The organism is Desulfosporosinus acidiphilus SJ4 (assembly GCF_000255115.2).
Lineage (GTDB): Bacteria > Bacillota > Desulfitobacteriia > Desulfitobacteriales > Desulfitobacteriaceae > Desulfosporosinus > Desulfosporosinus acidiphilus.
On sequence record NC_018068.1, the window covers coordinates 2,671,272 to 2,694,136 of the forward strand.

The 22,865-nt window shown below is 39.3% G+C and carries 29 protein-coding genes and 1 pseudogene; 3 read left to right on the top strand and 27 right to left on the bottom strand.

The window, feature by feature from the left end:
- Positions 1–197 precede the first annotated feature (197 nt).
- The 3 genes from DESACI_RS12200 to DESACI_RS12210 form a co-directional block, all read right to left on the bottom strand.
- Positions 198–1,409 carry a multidrug efflux MFS transporter gene (locus DESACI_RS12200; protein WP_014827502.1) on the bottom strand — a complete coding sequence of 404 codons (1,212 nt, stop codon included), beginning with the start codon at positions 1,407–1,409 and terminating at the stop codon, positions 198–200.
- Between the two features lie 34 nt (positions 1,410–1,443).
- Positions 1,444–2,097, bottom strand: a complete 654-nt coding sequence (locus DESACI_RS12205; RefSeq protein WP_014827503.1) for an MBL fold metallo-hydrolase — start codon at positions 2,095–2,097, stop codon at positions 1,444–1,446.
- 92 nt (positions 2,098–2,189) lie between these two features.
- Positions 2,190–2,366, bottom strand: coding sequence for a cysteine hydrolase family protein (locus tag DESACI_RS12210; RefSeq protein ID WP_242833046.1), 177 nt, complete (start codon positions 2,364–2,366; stop codon positions 2,190–2,192).
- A 190-nt stretch (positions 2,367–2,556) separates the two neighbouring features.
- Here DESACI_RS12210 and DESACI_RS12215 point away from each other — a divergent pair, with 190 nt between their 5' ends.
- Entirely contained in the window at positions 2,557–3,165 is a 609-nt protein-coding gene (locus DESACI_RS12215) for a TetR/AcrR family transcriptional regulator (RefSeq protein ID WP_014827504.1), read from the top strand.
- A 647-nt stretch (positions 3,166–3,812) separates the two neighbouring features.
- Here DESACI_RS12215 and DESACI_RS12220 read toward each other — a convergent pair.
- The 7 genes and pseudogenes from DESACI_RS12220 to DESACI_RS12250 all read right to left on the bottom strand — a co-directional run bounded on the left by DESACI_RS12220 (position 3,813) and on the right by DESACI_RS12250 (position 7,930).
- The gene (locus DESACI_RS12220) at positions 3,813–4,469 is read right to left on the bottom strand and encodes a chloramphenicol acetyltransferase (protein WP_014827505.1); all 657 of its coding nucleotides are present in this window, start codon (positions 4,467–4,469) and stop codon (positions 3,813–3,815) included.
- On the bottom strand, positions 4,459–4,761 hold the full coding sequence (locus tag DESACI_RS12225) for a DUF2087 domain-containing protein (protein ID WP_014827506.1): 303 nt from the start codon (positions 4,759–4,761) through the stop codon (positions 4,459–4,461). The genes DESACI_RS12220 and DESACI_RS12225 overlap by 11 nt, the downstream gene beginning before the upstream one ends.
- A 215-nt stretch (positions 4,762–4,976) precedes the next feature.
- Positions 4,977–5,627, bottom strand: a pseudogene (locus DESACI_RS12230) (flavodoxin family protein); the annotation flags it as partial.
- A gap of 18 nt (positions 5,628–5,645) precedes the next feature.
- Complete coding sequence (locus tag DESACI_RS12235; protein ID WP_014827508.1) at positions 5,646–6,215, bottom strand: TetR/AcrR family transcriptional regulator; 570 nt, start codon at positions 6,213–6,215, stop codon at positions 5,646–5,648.
- 651 nt (positions 6,216–6,866) lie between these two features.
- A complete protein-coding gene (locus tag DESACI_RS12245; RefSeq protein WP_202947851.1) occupies positions 6,867–7,385 on the bottom strand; it encodes an ATP-binding protein in 519 nt (172 codons plus the stop codon).
- 9 nt (positions 7,386–7,394) lie between these two features.
- The gene (locus DESACI_RS24915; RefSeq protein ID WP_202947852.1) at positions 7,395–7,607 is read right to left on the bottom strand and encodes a hypothetical protein; all 213 of its coding nucleotides are present in this window, start codon (positions 7,605–7,607) and stop codon (positions 7,395–7,397) included.
- A 122-nt stretch (positions 7,608–7,729) separates the two neighbouring features.
- The gene (locus tag DESACI_RS12250) at positions 7,730–7,930 is read right to left on the bottom strand and encodes a hypothetical protein (RefSeq protein WP_014827509.1); all 201 of its coding nucleotides are present in this window, start codon (positions 7,928–7,930) and stop codon (positions 7,730–7,732) included.
- A gap of 186 nt (positions 7,931–8,116) precedes the next feature.
- Here DESACI_RS12250 and DESACI_RS23680 point away from each other — a divergent pair, with 186 nt between their 5' ends.
- A complete protein-coding gene (locus tag DESACI_RS23680) occupies positions 8,117–8,254 on the top strand; it encodes a helix-turn-helix domain-containing protein (RefSeq protein ID WP_282434174.1) in 138 nt (45 codons plus the stop codon).
- Here the strand turns inward: DESACI_RS23680 and DESACI_RS24265 are convergent, their stop codons facing one another.
- From DESACI_RS24265 to DESACI_RS12315, 12 genes are all read right to left on the bottom strand, one after another.
- Entirely contained in the window at positions 8,255–8,722 is a 468-nt protein-coding gene (locus DESACI_RS24265; protein WP_148271299.1) for a hypothetical protein, read from the bottom strand. It lies immediately after the preceding gene.
- Between the two features lie 341 nt (positions 8,723–9,063).
- Positions 9,064–9,552, bottom strand: coding sequence for a GNAT family N-acetyltransferase (locus DESACI_RS12265; RefSeq protein WP_014827512.1), 489 nt, complete (start codon positions 9,550–9,552; stop codon positions 9,064–9,066).
- A gap of 214 nt (positions 9,553–9,766) precedes the next feature.
- On the bottom strand, positions 9,767–10,381 hold the full coding sequence (locus DESACI_RS12270; RefSeq protein WP_014827513.1) for an SGNH/GDSL hydrolase family protein: 615 nt from the start codon (positions 10,379–10,381) through the stop codon (positions 9,767–9,769).
- 261 nt (positions 10,382–10,642) lie between these two features.
- Entirely contained in the window at positions 10,643–11,116 is a 474-nt protein-coding gene (locus tag DESACI_RS12275) for a hypothetical protein (protein WP_014827515.1), read from the bottom strand.
- A 215-nt stretch (positions 11,117–11,331) separates the two neighbouring features.
- Positions 11,332–11,934 carry a pentapeptide repeat-containing protein gene (locus tag DESACI_RS12280; protein WP_014827516.1) on the bottom strand — a complete coding sequence of 201 codons (603 nt, stop codon included), beginning with the start codon at positions 11,932–11,934 and terminating at the stop codon, positions 11,332–11,334.
- 65 nt (positions 11,935–11,999) lie between these two features.
- Positions 12,000–12,194: a YwbE family protein gene (locus DESACI_RS12285; protein WP_014827517.1), complete on the bottom strand. Its 195-nt coding sequence runs from the start codon at positions 12,192–12,194 to the stop codon at positions 12,000–12,002.
- A 242-nt stretch (positions 12,195–12,436) separates the two neighbouring features.
- Positions 12,437–12,763 carry a TIGR04076 family protein gene (locus DESACI_RS12290; RefSeq protein WP_014827518.1) on the bottom strand — a complete coding sequence of 109 codons (327 nt, stop codon included), beginning with the start codon at positions 12,761–12,763 and terminating at the stop codon, positions 12,437–12,439.
- Positions 12,764–12,974: 211 nt separating this feature from the next.
- A complete protein-coding gene (locus DESACI_RS12295) occupies positions 12,975–13,748 on the bottom strand; it encodes a SurA N-terminal domain-containing protein (protein WP_014827519.1) in 774 nt (257 codons plus the stop codon).
- Between the two features lie 419 nt (positions 13,749–14,167).
- Complete coding sequence (locus tag DESACI_RS12300; RefSeq protein WP_014827520.1) at positions 14,168–14,758, bottom strand: hypothetical protein; 591 nt, start codon at positions 14,756–14,758, stop codon at positions 14,168–14,170.
- 555 nt (positions 14,759–15,313) lie between these two features.
- Positions 15,314–15,769, bottom strand: coding sequence for a GNAT family N-acetyltransferase (locus tag DESACI_RS12305; RefSeq protein WP_014827521.1), 456 nt, complete (start codon positions 15,767–15,769; stop codon positions 15,314–15,316).
- A 204-nt stretch (positions 15,770–15,973) separates the two neighbouring features.
- Positions 15,974–16,159, bottom strand: a complete 186-nt coding sequence (locus DESACI_RS12310; RefSeq protein ID WP_014827522.1) for a hypothetical protein — start codon at positions 16,157–16,159, stop codon at positions 15,974–15,976.
- A gap of 229 nt (positions 16,160–16,388) precedes the next feature.
- Positions 16,389–16,808, bottom strand: a complete 420-nt coding sequence (locus DESACI_RS12315; RefSeq protein WP_014827523.1) for a GNAT family N-acetyltransferase — start codon at positions 16,806–16,808, stop codon at positions 16,389–16,391.
- 1,537 nt (positions 16,809–18,345) lie between these two features.
- Here DESACI_RS12315 and DESACI_RS12320 point away from each other — a divergent pair.
- Positions 18,346–19,707, top strand: coding sequence for an IS1182 family transposase (locus DESACI_RS12320; RefSeq protein ID WP_014826382.1), 1,362 nt, complete (start codon positions 18,346–18,348; stop codon positions 19,705–19,707).
- A 50-nt stretch (positions 19,708–19,757) separates the two neighbouring features.
- Here the strand turns inward: DESACI_RS12320 and DESACI_RS12325 are convergent, their stop codons facing one another.
- From DESACI_RS12325 to DESACI_RS12345, 5 genes are all read right to left on the bottom strand, one after another.
- Positions 19,758–20,168, bottom strand: a complete 411-nt coding sequence (locus DESACI_RS12325; RefSeq protein WP_083845586.1) for an IS3 family transposase — start codon at positions 20,166–20,168, stop codon at positions 19,758–19,760.
- Positions 20,169–20,286: 118 nt separating this feature from the next.
- Positions 20,287–20,607: a helix-turn-helix domain-containing protein gene (locus tag DESACI_RS12330; protein WP_158310179.1), complete on the bottom strand. Its 321-nt coding sequence runs from the start codon at positions 20,605–20,607 to the stop codon at positions 20,287–20,289.
- 214 nt (positions 20,608–20,821) lie between these two features.
- On the bottom strand, positions 20,822–21,208 hold the full coding sequence (locus DESACI_RS12335) for a hypothetical protein (protein WP_014827524.1): 387 nt from the start codon (positions 21,206–21,208) through the stop codon (positions 20,822–20,824).
- A gap of 1 nt (position 21,209) precedes the next feature.
- Positions 21,210–21,977: an IS21-like element helper ATPase IstB gene (gene istB, locus DESACI_RS12340; protein WP_014827525.1), complete on the bottom strand. Its 768-nt coding sequence runs from the start codon at positions 21,975–21,977 to the stop codon at positions 21,210–21,212.
- Positions 21,970–22,704 (bottom strand): hypothetical protein, encoded by a 735-nt coding sequence (locus DESACI_RS12345; RefSeq protein WP_242833047.1) that lies wholly within the window; start codon positions 22,702–22,704, stop codon positions 21,970–21,972. The genes istB and DESACI_RS12345 overlap by 8 nt, the downstream gene beginning before the upstream one ends.
- Positions 22,705–22,865 lie beyond the last annotated feature (161 nt).

Below are 22,865 nucleotides of genomic sequence, written 5' to 3' on the forward strand. Positions count from 1 at the left end.
GCAATCATAAAATTGAGATGATCAGGATCAAGAAGGCGAACTGATCCTCGACGAGTAAGAAGCTAAAATCGTACAAAATAATAGTTGCAAAGTCGATTAACGGTATAGCGACTTAATTAACCAAATTGTTCAAAACATTAAATGTTCATTGGTAATGGATAGGGTGAAATATAAGCAATAAAGAATGTTGTGTAGAATTACGATCTGACTTTTTCCTTCAGACAAAGCTTTTTATACACTTTAAAATACACCCATATTGCATTTATCATCAACAGTGCGCTGGTTACAAAAAAGACATATTGAATTCCTAAATGGGCTGCCACTTGCCCGCCTAATACAGAGCCACCAAATATGCCCAGATATCCAGCGGACATGGTAAAGCCAAAAACTCTACCTACAAGCGAATCTGGTGTAATCTTCTTAACAAGGGTATTAACAGAAGGGTTCAACCCAGCTATCGCTAATCCCAATAAAAAGCGCAGCCCTATCAATTGCCATGGATTCTTTACAAAGGCTTGTGGTATATAAATGATTCCGGCAACAATGAGTGCAATTAAAATAACTTTATGCGCACCTATTTTATCAGAAAGTCTGCCCAGTCTCGGTGCTGAAATGATGTTTGCCAGCCCTGAAGCTGAGAACGCTAATCCGGCCAACAGTGCAACATGAGTAGCAGCAGTACCTTTGGTTAATTGAGTGACGTAAACAGTTACAATGGGTTCTATAGAATATAACCCTAGAGCTAAAATAAAAAAGGTTACAAGCAGAATAATCGTCAAACTCTTTTCAGGAATATCCTCCCATATCTTCTTGATACTATTGGCCTTTTTATCCTGACGGACAAAAGATTCTTTAACAAATAAAGCGGTCATAATAAATGCAATCAGCAACAAGGCCCCTGTTATAAAAAATACTGGTTGAAACCCAAGGTTTTCTTCGATAAAACCGCCAATAACAGGACCTAGCAAAGAACCAGCAATACTTCCTGTTGAAAGTGTGCCTAAAGCATATCCTGCGTGTTCTTTGTCCGTTTGAGTTGCAATCAAAGCAGTACAAGCAGTGCTAAAACCTGTGATAACACCCTCCAATAATCTTAACCCGATCAGTACATATACATTCGGCGCAAATCCCATACAACCAATAACTAATGCCATACCAAGGCTTGCCCGCAAAATCATTGGCTTTCGCCCAACTTTGTCGGCAAAATGACCCCAAATTGGTGAGAAAACGGCTGAAATTAAATAGGTAACACCAAAAGTAACGCCTGAAAGTTGGGCAATGGAAGATGTACTATTAACACCCAAATGCTGAATATAAAGCGGTAATACAGGGGCAATCTGACTCATCCCGATAGCTGCTACAAAAATTCCAAACCAGCAAACGAATAAATTTCTTTTCCAAATTGGCATGAATATAACTCTCCTTGTTCAAAGCTGTCTGATCTCAATCATATTGAAGGATAACAATCTCTTTATCTTCTTTGTATTCTTTTATATTGGCCTTATCAATGTCCAGTTCCTTACACTTTTTAGCCTTTAACCCAGAAGCAGCAATGAATTTATCGACCTTTTCAAATATAAAGCCAAGCAGCCCAAACGCTTTTGTCCTGTAATGCATCGGGATCACAATTGCTGGATTCAGTTGCTTCATGACTTGAACAGCACCCAATGCATCAATGGTGGCGCGTCCACCAACGGGAAGCAGGAGTATGTCTACAGTTCCTATTTCGTTAATCTGAGTATCTGTTAGCACATGTCCCAGATCGCCGCAGTGGCAGACATTGATTCCATCAATACTAAAGATATATACCGTGTTTTTCCCCCTCTTGGTCCCCAAAGCTTTATCATGAAATGTTGCTACCCCTTTTATAGCAATATCATTCACCGCAAAAGTACCCAGTTCGTTAACATGGGTGAAGCTGTCTTTGACTGCATTAATATTATTATGATCGCTGTGATTGTGACTGGTAGATACAATATTCGCTTCAATTTCAGGTAACTTATAACCCAACATATTTTTGAACGGGTCAGTGAGTATTTTTGTGCCATTTCCCGAAGTTATCAGAAAACATGATTGGCCTAACCATTTGATTTTCAATTTTCGACACCCCTTTTTATAGTTCTCAATATATTTACCGTATGCAACGGCATTTAACGTTTAGTATACGGCAAACTGGTTTGGTGGAGTGATTAGCCAATCTTCAGCCTTGCAGCAGTCAAAATAGCCATCCACTCATCTACTGTCAAAACATCCGCTTGACGGGGGAAGACCTTCTCCATTAACACCCAGTGAACTTCCGGATCTGCGTCCAGACAGGCGTCGGAAAGTACGATTAGGCCATAATCTTTATCCGCCGCTTCGCGCAAAGTTCACAGAATGACACCGCTTGTTGAAATTCCACTTAGGACTAAGGTATCAATTTGTCGAGACCGGAGAATGATTTTGCAAGATGTTTTACAACTCCTTTTCTTTATGTTAATATAAGTGGGGAGTTCTCCATATAATATAATGGAGATCTCTCCGCTTGTCAATAAGTTTTATGGATGTGATGATATAATGAATAATTCAAAAGCACCCCAAATTCGCACAGAGCGCCGTGATGCTGCTGAGAATCGTCAGCGCATTCTGAATGCAGCCATTAAGCTCTTTGAGCAAAATGGTGTTGAAAAAGTAAGTATGAATCAAATTGCCATCGAAGCGCAGGTCGGGTCTGGAACTCTTTATCGGCGTTACAGAAACAAAGGTGAATTATGTCTTGATTTAATTAAAGAAAACGTTGATCAACTTTTTGATGATATAGAAAACTACCTGGAACATAACTACTCTAATCCTCCAAGTCGACGCTTAAAAGGAATTCTTAGTTTATTTATCCGTTTTCGAGAAAGAAAGGCACAATTGCTTACAGGAGTAGAGGATTTATCGTCAACTAATTCACTCAGGTCAGGAATGCAGAGTCCACTATTCAACGAATTGCACCAACTTTTAGTGGAACTATTTGACGAGATGAATACAACTGAACAGACCAATTTCAACAGTGTTTTTAGGGCGGATATGTTGTTGATGGCTTTAAAAAGAGATTCCTATTCATTTCAAAGAGATGTACGTGGATATGCGCCAGAGATAATTTTGGAGCAACTTTGCGCATTATTTTTCGGGATTAAATAATAACTCATTATGGTTCAGCTTAACAAAAATTATTTTGCCAACTCATCTTCTGATATTAGCCTTCTTATTTTTACTTACTATTCCTATTTCTTTCATGCCCATAATCAGAGGATATCCTCTAATTTGGCTATAATTATATCTCTTCCTAATTTACTCACTTGATCCTCTACCTTACACCTTTTAACGAAAGGTAGGTTTCACCCTTCAGGGGGGTGCATCTTTTAACGATTCGGATGCAAAAAACAAAGAAAGCACCGCCTTAAACGATGTTTTCTCTGCCCTAAATAGCCGAAAGGCCCAGCATTGCTGGACTTTCTATGTTCATTAATTGTATCAATTATTGAGTACTTATTTGAGATAATGAGGCTAAAAGACATATTCTTTGATACAATTTAACGATCCACCTTCGCTTGATGCTCAAGGGGGGCTTTTGTGCTTTTGGGGGTGCAAAATATTATTCAATTCCCCAGACCCGGTTAATCGCAAAACTCTGAGCAGAAACTACGGTCTCAACGTTTGTTTTCCCAGTAAAGTAATACTGATATGCGGAATTATCATTATGCGTAAAGGTAAGACCCCCAAAAAACAGGGGGATCGTTTTGAAATCCAGCTTTATACCTTTAGGCAATAATTATTCTACTTCCCACTTAAATCCACTCTTCTGGATAATTCATATTTTCTTGGAATTTCTTGAGGAACAAACCAACATGATATCCATCTGCTACAGCGTGATGTACCGTGATGGATAATGGCATCATTTTTTTATTGGCTTTATCAAAGAATTTCCCTGCTTGTAATACAGGGGAAAAATTACTTTCGTTACCATAGGAAATAGGCGTGTAATTTGTAAACTGTATCCATGGCAACATACCTATCATGCAATTATTATCGGGCATTACATCTGGTTTTGCTATAATCTCATGATTGCCAGCATATTGCTTTTGGTCTTCGATGTAATTCCGATAAAAAGTTTCAAAATCCGAGTTGTATTCAGTCCACATGCTAGATATGGTATTATCGTCTTCATGAAAGCAAGCATAGGTCGGATGCAAAACCTCATAATATCCCAATTGACCATCTTTTTCTGCAATTCGAAATTCTTGTTGTTCTGCTATTAGCCTTGAAACTAAATACAGGTAAGCAGGAAAGAACTTTTTATTAGCTCTTTTTACCATATTATAAGTGCTTGTAATATCTACTTCCACGCTGAGGCTATACCTTGTGGGAAGCATCTTTGTGAAATAATAAAAGTATTGTTTTCTATCCCAAGTGTTAAGATCAATTGGATGAAATTCAGTATTCATCGTTAACTTTCCTTTCCTTTGTGTTGATTGGCACTTTCCAGTAGATGGAATCGTCTCGCTCACGGCATAGAAGACCGTTATCAACGAGTTCTCGTCTCAGTAGAAAGTAGTCCTCAAAAGTATGCCACTTGTTGCAGATATCATTCACATCTCGTTCCGTATAACTACAGTCAATCTCAAATTTTTCAGCCAAATACTCCAGCAATGCATATCTCACCTTCTGTTTTTGTGGTAATTGCGTTATTCTACCTGAATCATCAAGGAATCGTTTAATATTAAGCTTTTGTTCCATGCTATTACCTCATCACAAATTTATAATTTCCCATGAGAAATACCTCTTTATATTTGTAGGAAGAGGACAACCTAAGATCGTTCCCATTTAGAGATCGCTTTGCCGCTGATGTTTATCATATCGGCACCTGTTTTTGTGTCATGCCTTTTTTTTACGCAAATGTTAATCAGTGTCGCCTTAAGATGTCAGTTAAGTGTACCAATTGCTCAAGCTCATTACTTGCCACCCGAAATTACTTTGATATATTCCTCAACAGTTAATAGCTCTGAATTTAGCCCGGATATTACTTCATCTGATAATTTAGTTTTTGATGCAATTTGAAATCCGGCTTGCTTAACATAGGAGAGATATTCTTGCACTTTTGACTGTATGTCATCCCTATTCATTCGAAGAAGCATACCGTTATTTCGGTATATTTCCAGTATCGGATTTGCGGATTTCATCACTTCGTGCATAGTATGAAAATTGTTTTCTCCCGGAAAACCTGAATTAGAAATAATCACAACATCCGGAAATTTTGACAGGCTATTTTTCATATCAAAATTGCCGTCACTTTCCACAACATTCGGGCTTTTTATTGGAATTAATCTATCTAAGAAGTTTTTGAGGCATGCTGTCATATTCCAAAGGTAAACCGGGGTAGCAAAACATACAATGTCTGAACACTTATACATTTCCAGCAGTTCATTCATATCATCCTGGTGGACACATTTTCCTGGTGTTTGGAACCAGCAGGAAAAGCACCCAGTGCAATGATTGATTTTTTTATCAATCAAAAAGATATTTTCGGTTTCCGCACCTGCATCCCGTGCACCTGCCAAGAAAGCTTCCACCATTACATTTGTATTGCTGTTTTTGCCTCGGGGACTGCCGTTAAAAAATTTTCATATAACCATCTCCTTTATGATATTTAACTGCTGATCTACTATTTCTTCAGTTATTGTGAGAACAGATGAAGATGTCTTCAAGCCATCAAAAAAATAAATAATATGCATTGCTACAACAGAAACATCAAAATTCTTGAATTCTCCTGTTTCTTGACCATATCTGAATAGAATACTCAGTAATTCAACTGATAACTCTACTCGTTTATCAAAATAAGCACGTTGTTCAGATTCGACAAAAGCAAATTCGTGTGTAGCGAAAAACAACCCTTTATTGTCACTGAAAATGGCGTTTCTCTCATGAGCTAAATAATGCTCAAAGATTACTTTGGCGGGTACTCTTTGACTGATCGCTCGCTTCACAGCATTTCTATCATCATCTATATCTCTGTCAAGCATGGCTATAAAGATCTCTTTCGTGGAAGAGAAATGACGATATAGCCCCCCTCTGCTCAAACCGCAGCAGTCACAAATGTCTTTCATCGTAATAGCAAGATAGCCTTTTTTAGAAAATAATTGCATTGATGCGTCGATGATATTTTGCTTAGTATTAGTTCCTTTGGTTGACATTGCAATTCACCTTTCCTACACATTAGCGACACGCATGTCGCTTTTATAATTATGCAACACAAGTGTCGCTTTGTCAAGCCTACAATAATAGCATACCGGTTTTGAAACCATACACATGCTTAGAAAAAAACAAGCAGTTCGAATAAACTCCATTTGCAGAAATGGAGTTGACATCGGATCCTAAATGTTGGGTAATAATTATATTTTAAAGAACAGTTTTGCCATTATGCCGTTTACATTATTATTATATTTTTTTACAACAGAGCCAACAAAAATCCTAAGCCGTAAAACCCAGGACTGTCCTCGTTGCTGTCTCTGCCCGGAAGTAGGATGTTTGAGTTTATATTTTATTAACGATTCCTCAAACCTTTTAACGATAAAAATCTCGCACAGCGCCTTCCATTTGTTTAGATTCTGCAAGGGTAGCACCACTGTGCGAACGTCAAGAAAAAAGTGAGCCATTCGCCAGAAAAAATTTGAGCCACTAACGCTAGAAAAAAAGTGAACCGTATTATGAAAAACGCTGGAAAAATATTGAGCCATTTATCCGTTAAGTTTGTGCCAGTAAAATCGGAATGAGGGCGTAGCCCGAATGGAGATTTTACTGGCTCCGCGCCCGCCAGCCTCTAGTGCGTTTCACTTAATGTCTGCTCAAGCCGGTAAGAATCCTTTACATTCATGTTCAAAATATGACCGGAAGGTTACTCGATCGATTAAAGCAGCTACCATAATTTCATTTTCAAAAAGATCGGTCCAACTGGAAAACTCAAGATTTGTAGTTATGATGACACTGGCCCTCTCGGAGCCCTCAGAGATAACTTGAAACAGCATCTCTGATTGATGTCGGTTAAACGTAAGGTAACTAAGCTCGTCGATCACAAGCAAATCAACTTTAGCAAGACTTTTCTCTAGCTTGGATAAGCGGTGAAACTGTATAGCTTCAGCTAAGGTACTGGCCAAATTGACTGCCGTATAGAACTTAACGTTAAAGCCTGCATAACAAGCTTTTAAACCAAGTCCTATGGATAGGTGGGTTTTCCCCGAGCCAGGATTACCAATCATAACGATGTTTTGCCGCTTTTTTATGTAATCACATGAAGCGAGCTCCCAGATGAAGGATTCAGAAACATGTTCGAGTCGTCCAAATTGAAACTCATCCAGAGTCTTCATGACAGGAAATCAAGCCTTCTTAATTCGGCGATTTTGTCCAACTGCTTGCCGTTGTATGACTTCAAGTTTCATGGTTTCGCAGAGAAATTTGTCATATCCCTCGCCTGGAGAGAGTTGTCGTATAACATTTTCATAGCCCATAAAGGCAGGGGTTCTTAACTGCTTTGCATAAAGCATTATGGTCTCTTTAACAGGGTTAATCTCGGTTCGCGAATTACTCATACCGCAGCCCCCCTGTTCATCAAGGTATCATACTTGTCGATTTGCGGTTTTGAAACCGCGATATTGATTCGGGGGGTGAACTTTTCTGGTGTCCATATGCAGATCCGTTAACATATACTCGCTTAAAAGGAGTCCACTTCCCCTCTCTTTTCAACATGTACTATAACAATTTGATTTGGCATTTCGACTATTCGGCTTGGCATGGGACCACCTAAAGCATTTATTATAACAGGAATAAAGCTAACAAAGTTGACTAAGCCACTTATGATATTCATAACGCCAACCAGTTTCAGCCCAATTGTGAAAATTCGTTTCTCATCCATAGTGTTTCCCCTCCATACCAATGTCTACTTTTACTCATTCATAACTATTAAAACATGTCAAATTAAGTAAGACTCAGATGCTATTGATTTATACTGAAAACTGACCCCCTATTTTCACTGAATATTGCCCCCCTCCAACTAAATAGTTATCCTTTTCTCTGAAGTAAATTAGAGAAAGGACGACCACTGGAGGGAATGAAAGATGTGCAAGACTGGATCGCAGTAAAACGGTTATACAAAAGTGGTATGAAAATCAAGGCTATCTCAAGGCAATTGAACATGTCAAAGAATACGGTCAAAAAGGGATCGTATGGACTTAATTAATTATCCAATTTGCCTGAGTTTTTGCATCCACCAAGACTCTTCTCTTAATTGCTTGATATCCAATGCCATTATTACATAATCCTGCCTAAGTTCTATTCTTTCTGATATGCCGGTGTACACGAGATCAATATGCAACCTAAAGTCCTTTACATTTTTACCTTCTTTTTGTTCAAATTTATGAACTATATTGATCACATTAGGGACAGATTCCCAATATGCCATTGCTGATCCACCACCTGCTGGCATCTCCCACCACGAAGAAAACAGAGGCCATGCCTCTTTACAACAATTTGTTAACTGCCTGTCACCTAAATCTGAGAATTCTGGGGGATTGAACAAACTATTTATTGGATTCAGAACACCATTACTAAGATTAGAGCTTCTTTCATGTATTAACTGTGTCCACCAACTTTCCCACTGTCTAGAAAGATTACAATCAGAATAATCACCCAACTGTTTATATGCCAAAGTAGTACCCTGCCCGAATACATACTCTTAGAAATAAACCCGAAACAACAACCAACATATAACGCGAAATTCATAGCCACATCATGTGTTATTGTAACGGCCCAAGAAGGACCACCTTTTCGCATCATTAAGTTTTCCTCCATACGCTTGTATAATTTTGTAGTTTCAAACTATATCTGTAAGCTAATATATTTTAGTCCCAACCAATGTAACCCCTCACTATCCCCCATCCACCAGGCAACCACATCCCATTCTGCGGAATTGAAGGAGTTCTTTGGTTGACCGGCGGTTGGGGGTTTATGGAGATTTGGGTTGAGGGGTAGCGGGAAAACAAATAGAAATCAAATTTCTTGCGAAGGGGTTAGATACTTTTCATAGAATACTAACGTCATTTTCCTATTAATAGTCTCCATTTTACCAGTTCGTTTATATCCCAATTTCTCATACAGATGGCAATTTCCTTTTTCCTGCAATAGTGTATCTAGTTCCCACGCTCTTGCATCACAGTATACCCTTTCAATTATTTCAAAGACTTTCTGAGCAAACCCTTTTCCTTGGTATTCAGGTAAGATAAAAATAGGACTGACACGGTAGCGTTGGTCTCCCATTTTTATTATTCTAATAGCGCCAACAGTAACCCCGTCATTTTTTATAACATAATAATCTGTAAAAGACTGATTAAGTCGGGTCACTATTTTCTCAATTGGCTCATTGGCAGGACTGGTTTCAAAGTCTTGATATTTTTCAAGTAAAGGCATAAACGAATTTGTTTGCATCACATGAATAGTTTCTGCATCTTTCAACTCAGCTTTAGTTAAAGATATGTTCATTGGCAATCCCTTCTTATTTTTATGTACCTATCTTTGAACGAGGCATATTTTTGTGCTCTCCCAACTCCCATCCCTCCACCCAATTTCCGTATCCGTTAGGTAAAGACATCCATCCTGCGGGATTGAAGGAGTGCGGTGGGTTGACAGGGGTTTATGATGATTTGGGGTTGAGAGGTAGCGGGAGTGTTGGGTGGACTGGAATTAATCCACTTTTTTATCCAATACTAAATAAATATCCAGAAATAAAAGCTGCTTGTAATGCCCTGACTTCTTCAGTAAAGTGTACATGATCATAATAGATATTGTTTCCTAGACTGCTAGTGAATAAAAATAAATCAATAATTGGTATTTGCAAATTGTCCATTATTTTTTCTGCCAAATGGTTATAGAGTTCAACATCTTTGCCATACCTTAGAAATCCTTCAGATCTACGATTATGGATTATATCAATAACTGGGGTAGTCGTGATCCAAAACATTCTTTGTGACATTTTCAAGGTAACTTCACAAATTTGTTTTAAATTCTCCTCATAGCGCTCTTTCTCAGTTTGAATTTGGTTAGCATTACGATCTACCCTTATATCATGTAAACCACAATTCACGAGCAATATGTCGTAATATACACCTTTTTTCTCTTCATCTCTTAAATACTCCAGGACCATATTACTGTCACCCGCATTAGCCCCATTCGGCTTATCCAAATCCTTGAGAGCATCAATAACCTGGTCCTTTTGTTGATACTTAAACTTACTGCTTATCATTTTTTCCAAAAATGGGCTGTAGTGTATCGAGATGCTATCGCCAAGGACAAATACTCTTTTCTTTTCCATATATTTCACCTTGCTACTCAGTCAATTAACTTAGCTTCTATGTTTAACCTTTTCCCCAATCCGATCTTCGAATCTCGTCTGCCTTTAAAAAACTCCTCTCCACCATAACAATCCATAAACCTATCCCTCCACCTTTCCGGTTCGAATATGTGATAGGTAAGGACATCCATCCTGCGGGATTGAAGGAGTTCGGTGGCTTTGACGGGTGAGCTGGGGTTTATGGGTATTTGGGGGTGAGGGAAACTGGGGGCGCTGGGGTGTCTACATAATTACAGTTATACAACAATCTGTATTCAACAATTTATCAAAATCAAAATTAGCGATATCTACAAAGTTACATTCCTCTTGTAATATCTCATCCATTTTGTCGTTTCCGAACCATAGTGACCAAAGCTCAAAGTAAGTACCTTCTCCAAAGTTATCCTGTAAATATTCTTGAAACTGTTTTTTCCACTTAGAGTTAAATCTTCCACCTAGCCAATAAATGTATTTCTTTTTAATATATTCTCCTGTTTCATGAGGAGGATTTGAACATTTCGATATTTGTAACCCTGTAGTATCGGCGTCTTTCGGAATTACTAATGCTTTACTATCATCAGAAAGTTTATCTAGATCCCAAAATGATTTTGGTCTAGGACTCATGCTCTTTAAGTCCTTAACCGTCAGCCTTAGGACGCCAGATAAATCTATTTCTGGCAATTCAACGTCAGCTGCAATAAACATAAACCTACTCATTGAATCACATCCGTTCTAGAATACTCTGGGCATGGCTGAAATGTCTTCTAACGCATCCCTCCAGCTTTCCGGTTCGGTTATCCGATAGGTAAATACATCCATCTGCGGGATTAAAGGAGTTCGGTGGCTTTGACAGGTAGATATGCTTTATTTCAATTAGAACTGGAGCATATTTCCCAAAAATCTTAGGAATAATCAACTACTTGAAGTAGGGTCTAAATAATTGTTACTCCCAAAATTTGTACTATATCAACAGCTTGCATGGCGTTTATCTTGGCACCCTTAAGTTCACTAAATGTATCGGATAATGTAATCCCCTCAATAATACAATCTGTTAGGTCAATTCCTTTGAGAGAAGTTCTAAAGAAATCCGCACTTTGAAAATCGACTGCTTTTAGCTTAATCTTTTTGAACTTTACCTCTGATATAAATGCTTCTTTAAAGTTACAATCACTTATCGCACAGCTTACCCATACTGATATTGTATAATTTGCGTAACGGAATGAACAATTAGATAACACTACCTCTTTGAAATGACCTTGACTAAAGTTACTTCCATCGCCTTTACTTTCTAATATCTTTGATTTCTTCCAATAGCTATCTTCAAAGATACAGTTTGAGAAATCGGAATTCATAAAGGCTACGTCATAAAAGCTAGCACGTGAAAAATTGCAATTAATAAATTGACACTTGTCAAACTGTACCGACTCAAATTCAATCTTTGAGATATCAGCATCCTTAAGAACCTCATTTACAAAACTTACATTCTTAATATAGTTATCATCTAACCTTGCTTCTGAAATTGTTTTTTCTAACATAAAATGCCTCTTATATTTCAATATCCTTGATGATGAAATTTATCAAATTCTAGTTATTTTTACGTTTAAGGAATAATCCGCTTTACTCGACCCACTATTCCACTCTCAAGTCGAACCTTTATTCCATGAGGATGAGTAGGCGAATTGGTTAGAATATCTTTTACAACACCTTCAGTTAATTTTTCCGTTCTTTGATCTTGTTTTTGAACTATTAAAACGTGCGTACCTCGCTTGATATTTACACGATTATTTCCTTCCATTACAATGACCACCTACATATCTTTTTTCTATTTAACATGCGGTAACCCCCGTCACTCCATGTAAACCCATCCCCACACCTCCCCCAGGTATCCACCAAGTAAGCACATCCCATCCTGCGGGATTGAAGGAGTCCGATAGTTGACGAGCGAGCTGGGCTTTATGGGGAGGCGGGTATTTGGGCTTGAGGGTAGCGGGATACGGGCGGAAGTGGTGCGAGTGACTTACAGTGGCATCAGGAAAGTTATGACTCGGTTCCTTCTATTCTCTCCAATTTATAAAGTACTGGATGAAGTCCATCGGCACAACAGAATATTTCGGTTCCTTTCTGCCTAACCCAAGGATAATCATGCCCTAATGCTAAATAAACAACCTTGTCTTGAATCCCTGCCCAAGCCCAACTACAAAATCCTTCAGGTTTATTACAATTTTTTGTTATGAACTCTTGTCCTTTTTTATATTTTGAACACTTTGTTGGAACTCCTTCTGAAGCGTACTTTTCATGGATATCGCCAACATCGAGTTTTTTGAGAACCGAAATTTTAACGTCATAATATTTTGTTGCTCCCATCTCTTTAACCTCTTTCATGAATTCTGTCGACTTATACCTCTAATTCAACCAGAATACTATCACCTCACCAGCTCACCAAGTTTCAAAAGGGGCCTTCTTTTGGAAAGCGGGGGAATTGACTTGGCACCAGACTCCTGGCTAACCTTTAAATCAAATGACGGCTTCTTGAACTTGGCGAGGGTGGGCTGGTGTGGGGGTGATATAACTTGCTCTATTTTCCTTTGGCAGTCTGCTCCTCTAATTGTTGGTAACCCTTTATATCAACAGGGATAAATATTTTGTAATTGACTTGATTTATCAGCTTATCTGTATAATCTTGCCATGTCTTATAAGCTTCATTCTGCCCGGCTGGAATCGAGTGTAAAACTAAGTTTCTAAGTTTCACTCTTCCTAAAAGAATTTGCGTAAATTTTATCGTTTCGGGAGAATTGATGTAATCCGTGGAAGTACTAAAGCCATTGTCATTTATTGTTTTTGTATACGCTTTTTTGGCAGGGTCGCTATCTGGTAGCGAATCCATAGATTTTTTCTGTTGTTCCAAATATGAGCTAGCTTCGTCTGGAGTTACCTGCAATCCTTGGCGCATTACCTCATTATCAATTAACGCATTTTTTACTAGAAGACCCAATGCTATTTTTTCGTAGAAGAATTCATCCTGGGGCTTTTTAATATTGTTAACAAAGTCATTCTGCTTAATTAAAACTTCCCGCGTAAGCTGCAAACCGGTTATTTTGGTATCCCCTACCTCTGCAACTACATTTGGATACTTTGTATTTTTTATATTCTTAAGATCAGGGATTGCTATATTCGTAGTACTTCCGACAATGGGCTGTGCTATTTGGGTATGACTATTATTTTGTGATGTCATGCTTTGTACCGCTTTAAGTATGTTTGTTGGGACTTGTTGTTCAGCTTTTTGACCACAACCGATTAAAATTTGACTTAACAGAAGTAAAAGTACAATAGATACTAAAATTCTCTTCATCAACTAAATCCCTCTTTTCTAGCTGACGTTCACCCTTCATTCTTATCAGCCAGGCGTGGTGGTTAAATCAGGTATCTTAATCTTAATTCCACAATTGCCATCTGTTTCCTGCAATATGAATGTAAAAAGAGCGTCCGAAGACGCTCCGTTAATTTTGCCATCAACACTCTCGGATAAAACGACAACAGTACCCCCTTATGCAAGACTCGATGCAACGCATCCCTCCAGCTTTCGGTTCGGTTATCCGCTAGGTAAGGACATCCATCCTGCGGGATTGAAAGAGTTCGGTGGTTGACTGGTGGCTGGGGTTTATAGGAATTTGGGGTTGAGGGTAGCGGGGGGCAGGATGACGTGGGGGGGATTGAGTTTAGATACATTTTGTTGGCAAATTAAACTTTTCTTAGTTAATCAATAGTTTTTTATATTCCCACCCTGCTTTTTACATAGTCGAGAATTTCAGTCTGTTGTTCCTTCTCAACTTTGAATGGTATCTTTATGTCTTGAGTCATCCACAAATATTTTTTAGTTACATTAAATGTCAATAGTTCTTCTTTAAAATTATATGAAGAAACATTACTCCACTTTGTAGGTATTCCCCATTGGTAGATGCATTTATCGCCTAACCCCTCTTTTTCCATATTGTGATAACCGAACATTAGTGGTAACATGCCCAGCATATATAGAAATGAGATATCAACAGTTCTTAAAATCGCTTCGAATATTAAAATTGCTACCAGGATGAAAAACCCAATGACCTGAACTTTTTTATTAGTCCTTTTCAAGACATACTTTAATTCCCCATATCGCATTCTTTTAAGCCTGATACTTATAAAATCATAAACAATGATAATACTTAAAATTATTTCAATAACTATAGGTAGCAACGTCCCAATCGTTAAACCAAATATTTTAACGCCTAACACACCATTTATGCCTAAGTAAAATGTCCCGAAAAATGATAATACCGAAACCACAAGAATGATAAGTATGGATATAATCTTTATTTTCATTTACACCCCTCTTCCTTTTCCGACTTTCAATCTCATCCTTCAGAAGACGTCTCCTTTTATAGACTCCATCCACCTATCTCCCGTATCCACTAGCTAAGCGCATCCCCTCCTTCGGGATTGAAGGAGTCTGGTTGCTTGACTGGTAGCTGGGTTTTATCACATTGGTGGGGATTTGGGGTTGAGGGATAGCTGGGTGGTGCAAGTGGCTTGAGTAAATAACTGCCGGGCATCTTGCCCAGAATATTGCCGCTTTGAGTTGTACGCTAATTGACGGAATTGGCGTCCGGACCAGTTCTAACCGCTATCCTTTCCTAATTATACCACCGTACCTCGACAAATTGTAAAAATCCAGAGCAATACGCCCTGGATTCGCAAAGCCGTTTAGATCATTTGGTTTTTAACCCAGCTCTCGCAGGTGGGGGGATTTTTAGGTTTCCCCTAGCAGTGGAGGCCTGACTTAATAAGTAAGTTTATCAAATTCCCGAAATTTAGCTGGGGGCGCTGGTGGGCCTGGAGTTAGTAGGGATCAATGCGACGGTTGAATGGTAAAAGGAGTCATAATTCCTTCGTCATAAAAACACTATTTGGGTCCTCTACGTATTCCGAAAACGGCTCACAATATTGGAACCCAAAACTTATATATAATCTTCTAGCCGGTTCGAAAGCATTTATTGAACCCGTTTCCAAACTCAATCTCTGATATCCGCGCACCTTGGCCTCTTCAATAATATTTTGAAGAACGCCCTTAGCAATACCCTTTCTGCGATGCGATGAGGAAGTTCGCATTGATTTGATCTCTCCGTGTTTTCTATCCAGTTCTTTTAGAGCCCCGCACCCAACTAATTCATCACCCTCCCAGGCGCTCCAAAAAGTAATTTCAGGTTTTCTTAGGGATTCAAGACCAAGTGCATGCATACTCCCCGGCGGAGACTGAATGGCCATACTCTGTAGATGCTCTCTCACTAATTCAGCAACTTGTGGCCCGGATAAATCATCTATTTTAAGATACATAGAAATACCTCCAATGTATGGAACTTAGTTTATTGACTCGCTTGACCAGCAGATAGCTTTGATAATGGCGGCTATTTCTCCTTAAGATTAGCAAGTGGCAGGATTATTTACCTTCACGTTACTTTACTGAATAAATAAACCGTGGAATTAGTCGTCCTCTTTTAAGTAAAGATTCAACTTCTCCGCAATAAATCGCGCCCATTTTTATATAGAATTCCTTGGCTTGTGGACTTGTAACAATGCTAAATCCATTAACTCTTCAGTCACTTTATAAATTGACTGAAACTTTTCCATGTAGCTGGAATCATATCCCCAATATGCTTCAGATCTCACGGCAATATTTGTCAAGATTTCAGATTCACCGGTTTTTGCATTTCGAATGTTTAGCATTTTTTCTCACCGTTCTTATAATGTTCTCATTTCTCTTTTCTAACCGGGTGACGGCCTGCTTCCGGCAATCCCACACTCCCAACACTCTATGTGACGCATCTCTCAGCCTCCACCTTCCCAGTTCAGTGAGCGCCTTTGGTTAGGTAAGGACATCCTGAAGCAATGACAGTTAGGGATAACTTGGCTTTGTGGAGTTCGAGGAGTTGGGTATTAACTGTGCAACCGAAGATCAAGCCAAATAATCTGAGTCATATGGATACTTAGCAAATGCAGTTTTATGATGCTTAAACCCTAACTTTCTATAGAACTCCTCGTTCCCAAAAGTCGATGTCAAATGAATGCATAGGTGCTCGTTTTCTTTTAGCAATCCAGCAATTAGACCTTTACCGATTCCTAATTTCTGATATTCCGGCAAGACACCTACATCAAAGATCATTCCATAACAAACTCCATCCGACAACATCCTGGCCGCTCCAATTAGTTTCTCATTTCTCCAAGCTGTTACTACCTTATAGCTTTGTTCAAATGCCTTACAAATCTTGTCATGATCCTTCTTTTTACCGTAGCCAGCAACTAATCCAACCTCATCATATATTTGAAAGAGCTGTTGCCAATCGATACAGTCTATACCAATCTTGTAGTTAAACATGCTTTCTCACTCCGATTTAAAACTTTGCTCATTCTATCTGGATTTTTAACCAGCCCCAACATGCAACCCATCCTTTCAGCTTTCCGGTTCGGTTAGCGCCTTTGGATAGGTAAGGATATCCCGGAGCATTAGCTGTTAGGGTTTCTTTGTATTATCACTCCCAGCGGCAGTCGCCACTCGCGACCGTCAACTAGGCTTTATCGGAGGCGGCTAATTCTTCTTGAGGTTAGCGGGGGCGCGGGTGTGCGTGGGGGATTTTGCCGAAAAAATAATTCAAAAAGTTATCAAATAAAAGTATTATGTTAACAGCTTCTTAATATCCGATAAATTTCTAATTGCATGATAAATTCTTTGTCTAAACATGTAATATAAACAAACACTACGTTCCGGTGGTAGAAAATTGTATCGACGTCACACCCCTAAATATCCCAAAACCTTTTATCCTCAGCAAAAGCAAAGCACAGGCAGAATAAGTTGGTCTGTGCTATAAGTTGGTTTAACTCTTCCGTCAGAAAGGTTACTTAAACCTCGTTCAATTTGGTAAATATTTTTCATATACCTTACCAATTTTGCAATGTATTATTCTCATTTTATCCCCTCTTTCCCCCTGATTTTAGCAGAATGAAATGGCTGATAAAAGGTAAACTCCTAATTTAGTACACTTTTTAAATCGATAAATATACCTGCGAAATCAATGGCTTGGCTGCGGTAGGGGCTAAAGTGCTGCACAAAAAGCAAATATTGCCACGTCTAAGTTTAACCAAAGCAAATTCCTGCGGAAATCCGTTTTTAAAAAAGCGTTTGTCGTGATTGACATGATCAGGAACGCGTTTTGATATAAATAACTAAAGCAATGGAAGAAAGGATAATTGCCAAGAGCCATCCGACGACTGGAGCATAATAAAAAATCCCCTTTACTATATACGCGACAGTTAACGATAACAAACTGAGCCCCATAAAAAGTTTACCGAAATTTTTCAAATGTCTCCCCCATTTTAGCGAGTTATAACTTTATTTAGTTTTTTGGGAGTTATTATGTGAGGCGGAACTTATGGTCTACATTATAGTTCCATCCTCACATAAAACTCCATTACAATTACAAGTTAAACCTAAAATAATATTTCTCGATTAAGATTATAGCGTATGAGCACAATAACCTGCACAAAAAGATCCTATACTGCCATAACCAGCAACTGCTACAGCCGCACAAGCAGCACATCCAGGTGGATGGATACCCTTGACATGCTTGTGTCATTCCTGTATCGTCTAATTTTTTCTTGAATATTTTATTCGTATATTGAAAGCCACGGTCACTATGAAAGAAAGGTTTGGCATTAGGATACGTTTTGTGGGCTATATCAAACGTTTTAAAAACCAGTTGATTATTGTTGGAATGTCCAATTACATGAGTTAGTTTCATAATTCATACCCCTTGATATAAGCGGGCTTTTTACCCGTAAAAAAAGGAGTACCTCCCCAAAATCTCGAAAGTGTAAGTGACCAAACAAACACCGAGAGGTTGAAAGGAGAACTCCCAATGTTTAGTATTCGCCAAGAACGTCTATTTTCCTTGGAAGAAATCTTAGAAATGTCACCGAAAGAATCGTATCCGCTTCTATTGGAACCGCTGAATATTACTCCTTTGTTGAGAGTGGTTTCAAAAAGGGCATTTTTGGGAGCTCCAACCACGCTTAACTATTCAGCCATGATCTATTCTTTATTCATTCGAGTGATCGAACGAATTCCTACGATCAAAGATTTACGAAAACGATTAAAAAACAGCTTGGAATTCCGTTTCGACTGCGGCTTTACGATGGCTGATGCAGTTCCTAGCGAGTCCTCTTATACTCGAATGATTCAAAAAATCAAGGGTTCTTCTGCTTTGGAAAAAATTCAAAATGAACTAGTCTCTCAGGCGTTTCAAGAAGGCTTCATCGATGGGGATGTTATAGCCATCGATGCTACTCATATTGAAGCGAGAGACCGTAAACCTGAGAAAAAGAAAGACGAAGAGATTCCGGTCAAGCAAACCTCCAAAAAACGCGGACGAAAACCCAAATCGGAACGGGAGAAATGGCTCAAAGAACAACAGGAACTGGAAGAGAATCGACCCCTCTTTGAGAAGAAAATTGAAGCTCAACTTCCTCTTGATTTCAAGACGATCGAACAGCAAATCCCGCAAGATCCTCACTGGGGAATTAAGAAAAACTCCGAGGGCAAAAACGTCTTTTGGTTCGGGTTCAAAGGTCATCTTCTCGTGGACTGTAAAAGCCAATACATTTTAAAGTCCTTACTTTCCTCGGGAAATGTCAATGATGGCAAAATGGCGATTCCTCTACTCAAGGCTCTTCATGAACTTCACCCCCAGCTGAAGCCTTCCTATTCGCTTTTGGATGCTGGTTACGATTACAGCTCAATTTACCAACAAGCAAAAGCCATGGGGTCAAGGGCCCTGATTGATTACAATCCACGCAATGAACAACTACCTGAAGACAAGGACAAATACTTTTGCCCTAAGTGTCAAGAAGGTCATTCCTACCGATATGATAGCTATGATTCCCGATACGACACGTTGAAATATACTCAACCCAAGGAGTGCAAAGAGTGTCCTCTGAAAGAAAACAACCAGTGTCAAAAGGTATTCAAGGTTAAGGTTTCCTCAGACCCCAGAAAATACACCGTTCCAGCCAGAGGAAGTGGGCGCTACTTTGAACTCTATAAACAGAGAACAGCCGTAGAACGTGTTAATGCTTATCTCAAAGAGTACTTTCAGTTAAACAACATTCGACATCGAGGAAACGTAGCCAAAGTCGATTTCGAGTTTTCTATCCTGACCTATACCCTCTGCAAATTAGCCGTAGACCGATTGAACAAGTTCAAACGTATAGCTGCAGCATAAATCTTCAAAAAATGTTACTAACGAAATTCTGAAGGTCTGAGCTTTAACAATTAAACATTATGAAATTGACTCACATAAGAAACAATACTTTTATCTGCCAGATCAAGGATGGCACTGAGATAAGCCTTGCGTTGAAGGCTAAACTTCATTTCAGTAACGTCAGTGAGCCATTTTGTTCCGAATTCATTGGATTCGAACTCTCTGTTTAGAACATTTTCTGCTGTGATTTCAGGCGTTGATTTGATGTAATTCTTTCGTTTCCTGCGACACACCGATTTTAGATTTAGGATATGCATGAGTCTATATACCCGTTTATGATTAACACGAAGATGATGTTCACGATTAAGTTTCGTGGTCATCTGGCGATATCCAAGGATACCGTTCCGTTCCTCATAGGCCTCCTTAATGATTGGAAGTAGCTCCTTGTTGAACTTCTCATTATCGCTTTCTTTCCTGTTCAGCCATTTATAGTATGAAGACGCTGGATACCAATAATTTCACAAAGTTCCCTTATAGGATATGATTTTGTGTCATGAAGATTACGTACGGCGTAATAGATCGTTTCATGTCTTACTTGGCTTAAAACCGCCACCTTTCTATCTCGTCCAGCTTTTTTAGTAAATCAATCTCCATTTGCTTTCTTCTATTATCAGTCTCAAGTAACTTGTTCTGTGCCCGTAGTTTCTCTACTTCGGACATCTCATCTTCCGATTTTCTTTTACCGCGTTTATCCTGAAGTGCCTCCACACCATCTTTTAAGTATTTATTGGTCCAGGAATAAACCTGCTGATAGGATACCTGAAATTTCTGTGCCGTTTCAGCGTAATTATATTGATGTTCTATGCAGTAATTAACGACTTCAATCCGTTCATCGTTAGTCGTTGTTCGTCCTTTAGTCATGATTAGTGTTCCCCCTGTTCCAGAAGACATTAACTTCTCATGACTATTATACTTTAAAATCCAGTAACTGTTTTTTGCAAGAACTTTTTCCTAAAAGTTGCAAGTAATTTTTCCATAGTATTGCAACTCCATTTTCCACAATGTTGCAAGTTCTATTTCCCCACTTCTTAGCAGGGAAATAGATTCTTTGCAGACATTTGTCACCTCAATGTGGTTAATAAGGCAATGATTCGGCTTCATATTTAACCCGTTGTTTCACCATTTGGGAGGGTTCTAGGCCGTGTTCTAAAAGTTTGTGTTCCAGTTCAGAAATGTACTCCTTAAGAATGCAGATCTCACGGAATTTTTCAATGCACAGGTCTTGTAGGTATTCACGTTCTTCAGCCCAGCGTTCGGACGGGCTTTTTACTGTAACATCCAACGTCCCAGCTTCATAATCATGGATGTCTTTCTGGATATTAGCGTAAAGATCCTGTTCGGTAAATTCATACGGAAACGGCTCGTTTGCATAGTTCACAAGTAAATACTTTTTAAGGTCAGCAGGAAAAGACCTCCTGAATTTATGTTCAAGATCTCTAATCACCGTTTTGTTAATGATCATGTCATTGATCCTCCGATTTATCTGTTGAGGCTATCGATTGGTAAAGCTCATTGATGCTGGACTCCCTTAGCCGGTTATTCTCTCCTGGAAAGAGGAGAAGATAACAATGATGCATGAGCCGGCCGACAAGGGCAGCGGTCATTTGTTCATCATAGAGTACATTGACCCACCGGGAAAACTCCAGGTTTGTGTTCAGGATGACCGATTTCTGCTCATGGATCTCAGAAAGATAGTCAAAGAGTAACTGGGCACCGGTGCGGTCATAAGGTACATAGCCCCACTCATCGAGGATAATGACGGATGCTTTATTCAATTTTTTCAACAGTATTCCAAGGGTCCCGGCCTTCTTGGCTTCCGAAAGCTGGTTGACCAGGGCTGCCGTACGGTAGAATCGGACGGGAATACCTTTCTGGCAGGCGGTTACACCGAGCGCAGTGGAAAGCATAGTTTTTCCCGTTCCTGTTCGGCCATACATTATGATGTTCTTCTTTTCTTTAATAAAGTTCAACGATTTTAGGTTTTCCGGTGTCAGACCGGAGGGAAGCGTTATTTCATCAAATCGGAATCCGTCAAAGGTCTTAATGCTATAAAAGCCTGCACTGTTCATCAGTTTAGCTATACGCCCTTGTTCACGGTTCTTTAGTTCTGCGGACAAGAGTTTATGTAAATAGTCCTGATGGGATTGTCCTTCCGTCGTCTGAGCCATATCGGCGAGATTGTGGCTCAACTTTAGTTTCTTACAGCAGTAAATGATCTCTTCTTCAAGCATTTACGTTACCTCCCTTTCTTAGGAAGACATCGTAAGTGACGAGGTTCGTTGGCATCTGAGCGACCTTTGGTATTTCCGGACTCAAGGGCATCGGCGGAAGTTCCGGTACATCAGCATAAATACGACGGTAGAGGTTCTTAAGACTGTCCGCATCCGATGCGCCGTAACAGAGCGCCTGGCCGACGGTATTGAGTGCACTGTCAAAGCCGGTTCTGCCCGTCAGTTCAGCTAGAACTTTAAGAACTTTACCGGTTTCCGAGTTGGTGCAGCCTTCAAAGAACTGTTTCATGGCAGTCGGCATAAGGTCATAGATACCGGAATATTTCAAGGCCCGTGGACGTATAGAAAGTTGTCTGAGATAGGGAAGCCAGTCCATACTCTGTTGTTTATTATCGCCATAAAGACGGCGGTGTCTTACAATTTCACGAAGGTTTTCATCCATCACAATGACGTGCGATGAGGTCAGTTTCAAGTTAACCGCAACGTTTGCATGTTTCGGCGAAACCGAATACTCATGCATTCCTTTGTTCAGATAAAATTTGCCCCAGTTATTGGTAGTAACCGTTCCTTTGCCGCTGAGATCGAACTCGATATCAGGAAGGGCATGGCAGTGTTTTAAATCCTCAGCAAACCGTTCCTCAATCGTATCATTATGGCGGTAATGTTCCCTCATGGCATCTTCCTCACACAGCTTGAGAAGCTGCCGGTTGAAATCAGAGAGCTTCATGAAATGCGGTAGCGGAACAAGGAAGTTGCGTCTCTGGTAACCCACTTTGTTTTCCACATTGCCTTTTTAATGTAAAGCTTTACATTAAAAAGGTTATGGAAAGTGTGAGATAATGTAAAGTAAGGTGGTTAAATACTCAATTACACTGAGAATTTTGTCGC

Bases quoted from the DNA above. Each gene is read 5' to 3' on its own strand.
- DESACI_RS12315 (WP_014827523.1), bottom strand. From the start codon at position 16,808: ATGTTTAACTACAAGATTGGTATAGACTGTATCGATTGGCAACAGCTC.
- DESACI_RS24915 (WP_202947852.1), bottom strand. From the start codon at position 7,607: ATGAGTAATTCGCGAACCGAGATTAACCCTGTTAAAGAGACCATAATG.
- DESACI_RS12275 (WP_014827515.1), bottom strand. From the start codon at position 11,116: ATGAGTAGGTTTATGTTTATTGCAGCTGACGTTGAATTGCCAGAAATA.
- istB (WP_014827525.1), bottom strand. From the start codon at position 21,977: ATGCTTGAAGAAGAGATCATTTACTGCTGTAAGAAACTAAAGTTGAGC.
- DESACI_RS12265 (WP_014827512.1), bottom strand. From the start codon at position 9,552: ATGAACATATCTTTAACTAAAGCTGAGTTGAAAGATGCAGAAACTATT.
- DESACI_RS12245 (WP_202947851.1), bottom strand. From the start codon at position 7,385: ATGAAGACTCTGGATGAGTTTCAATTTGGACGACTCGAACATGTTTCT.
- DESACI_RS12345 (WP_242833047.1), bottom strand. From the start codon at position 22,704: ATGAAGCTCTCTGATTTCAACCGGCAGCTTCTCAAGCTGTGTGAGGAA.
- DESACI_RS12200 (WP_014827502.1), bottom strand. From the start codon at position 1,409: ATGCCAATTTGGAAAAGAAATTTATTCGTTTGCTGGTTTGGAATTTTT.
- DESACI_RS12280 (WP_014827516.1), bottom strand. From the start codon at position 11,934: ATGTTAGAAAAAACAATTTCAGAAGCAAGGTTAGATGATAACTATATT.
- DESACI_RS12235 (WP_014827508.1), bottom strand. From the start codon at position 6,215: ATGTCAACCAAAGGAACTAATACTAAGCAAAATATCATCGACGCATCA.
- DESACI_RS12295 (WP_014827519.1), bottom strand. From the start codon at position 13,748: ATGAAGAGAATTTTAGTATCTATTGTACTTTTACTTCTGTTAAGTCAA.
- DESACI_RS12320 (WP_014826382.1), top strand. From the start codon at position 18,346: ATGTTTAGTATTCGCCAAGAACGTCTATTTTCCTTGGAAGAAATCTTA.
- DESACI_RS12290 (WP_014827518.1), bottom strand. From the start codon at position 12,763: ATGGGAGCAACAAAATATTATGACGTTAAAATTTCGGTTCTCAAAAAA.
- DESACI_RS12330 (WP_158310179.1), bottom strand. From the start codon at position 20,607: ATGACTAAAGGACGAACAACGACTAACGATGAACGGATTGAAGTCGTT.
- DESACI_RS12220 (WP_014827505.1), bottom strand. From the start codon at position 4,469: ATGAATACTGAATTTCATCCAATTGATCTTAACACTTGGGATAGAAAA.
- DESACI_RS12285 (WP_014827517.1), bottom strand. From the start codon at position 12,194: ATGGAAGGAAATAATCGTGTAAATATCAAGCGAGGTACGCACGTTTTA.
- DESACI_RS12215 (WP_014827504.1), top strand. From the start codon at position 2,557: ATGAATAATTCAAAAGCACCCCAAATTCGCACAGAGCGCCGTGATGCT.
- DESACI_RS12300 (WP_014827520.1), bottom strand. From the start codon at position 14,758: ATGAAAATAAAGATTATATCCATACTTATCATTCTTGTGGTTTCGGTA.
- DESACI_RS12225 (WP_014827506.1), bottom strand. From the start codon at position 4,761: ATGGAACAAAAGCTTAATATTAAACGATTCCTTGATGATTCAGGTAGA.
- DESACI_RS12270 (WP_014827513.1), bottom strand. From the start codon at position 10,381: ATGGAAAAGAAAAGAGTATTTGTCCTTGGCGATAGCATCTCGATACAC.
- DESACI_RS12250 (WP_014827509.1), bottom strand. From the start codon at position 7,930: ATGGATGAGAAACGAATTTTCACAATTGGGCTGAAACTGGTTGGCGTT.
- DESACI_RS12305 (WP_014827521.1), bottom strand. From the start codon at position 15,769: ATGTATCTTAAAATAGATGATTTATCCGGGCCACAAGTTGCTGAATTA.
- DESACI_RS12310 (WP_014827522.1), bottom strand. From the start codon at position 16,159: ATGCTAAACATTCGAAATGCAAAAACCGGTGAATCTGAAATCTTGACA.
- DESACI_RS12335 (WP_014827524.1), bottom strand. From the start codon at position 21,208: ATGATCATTAACAAAACGGTGATTAGAGATCTTGAACATAAATTCAGG.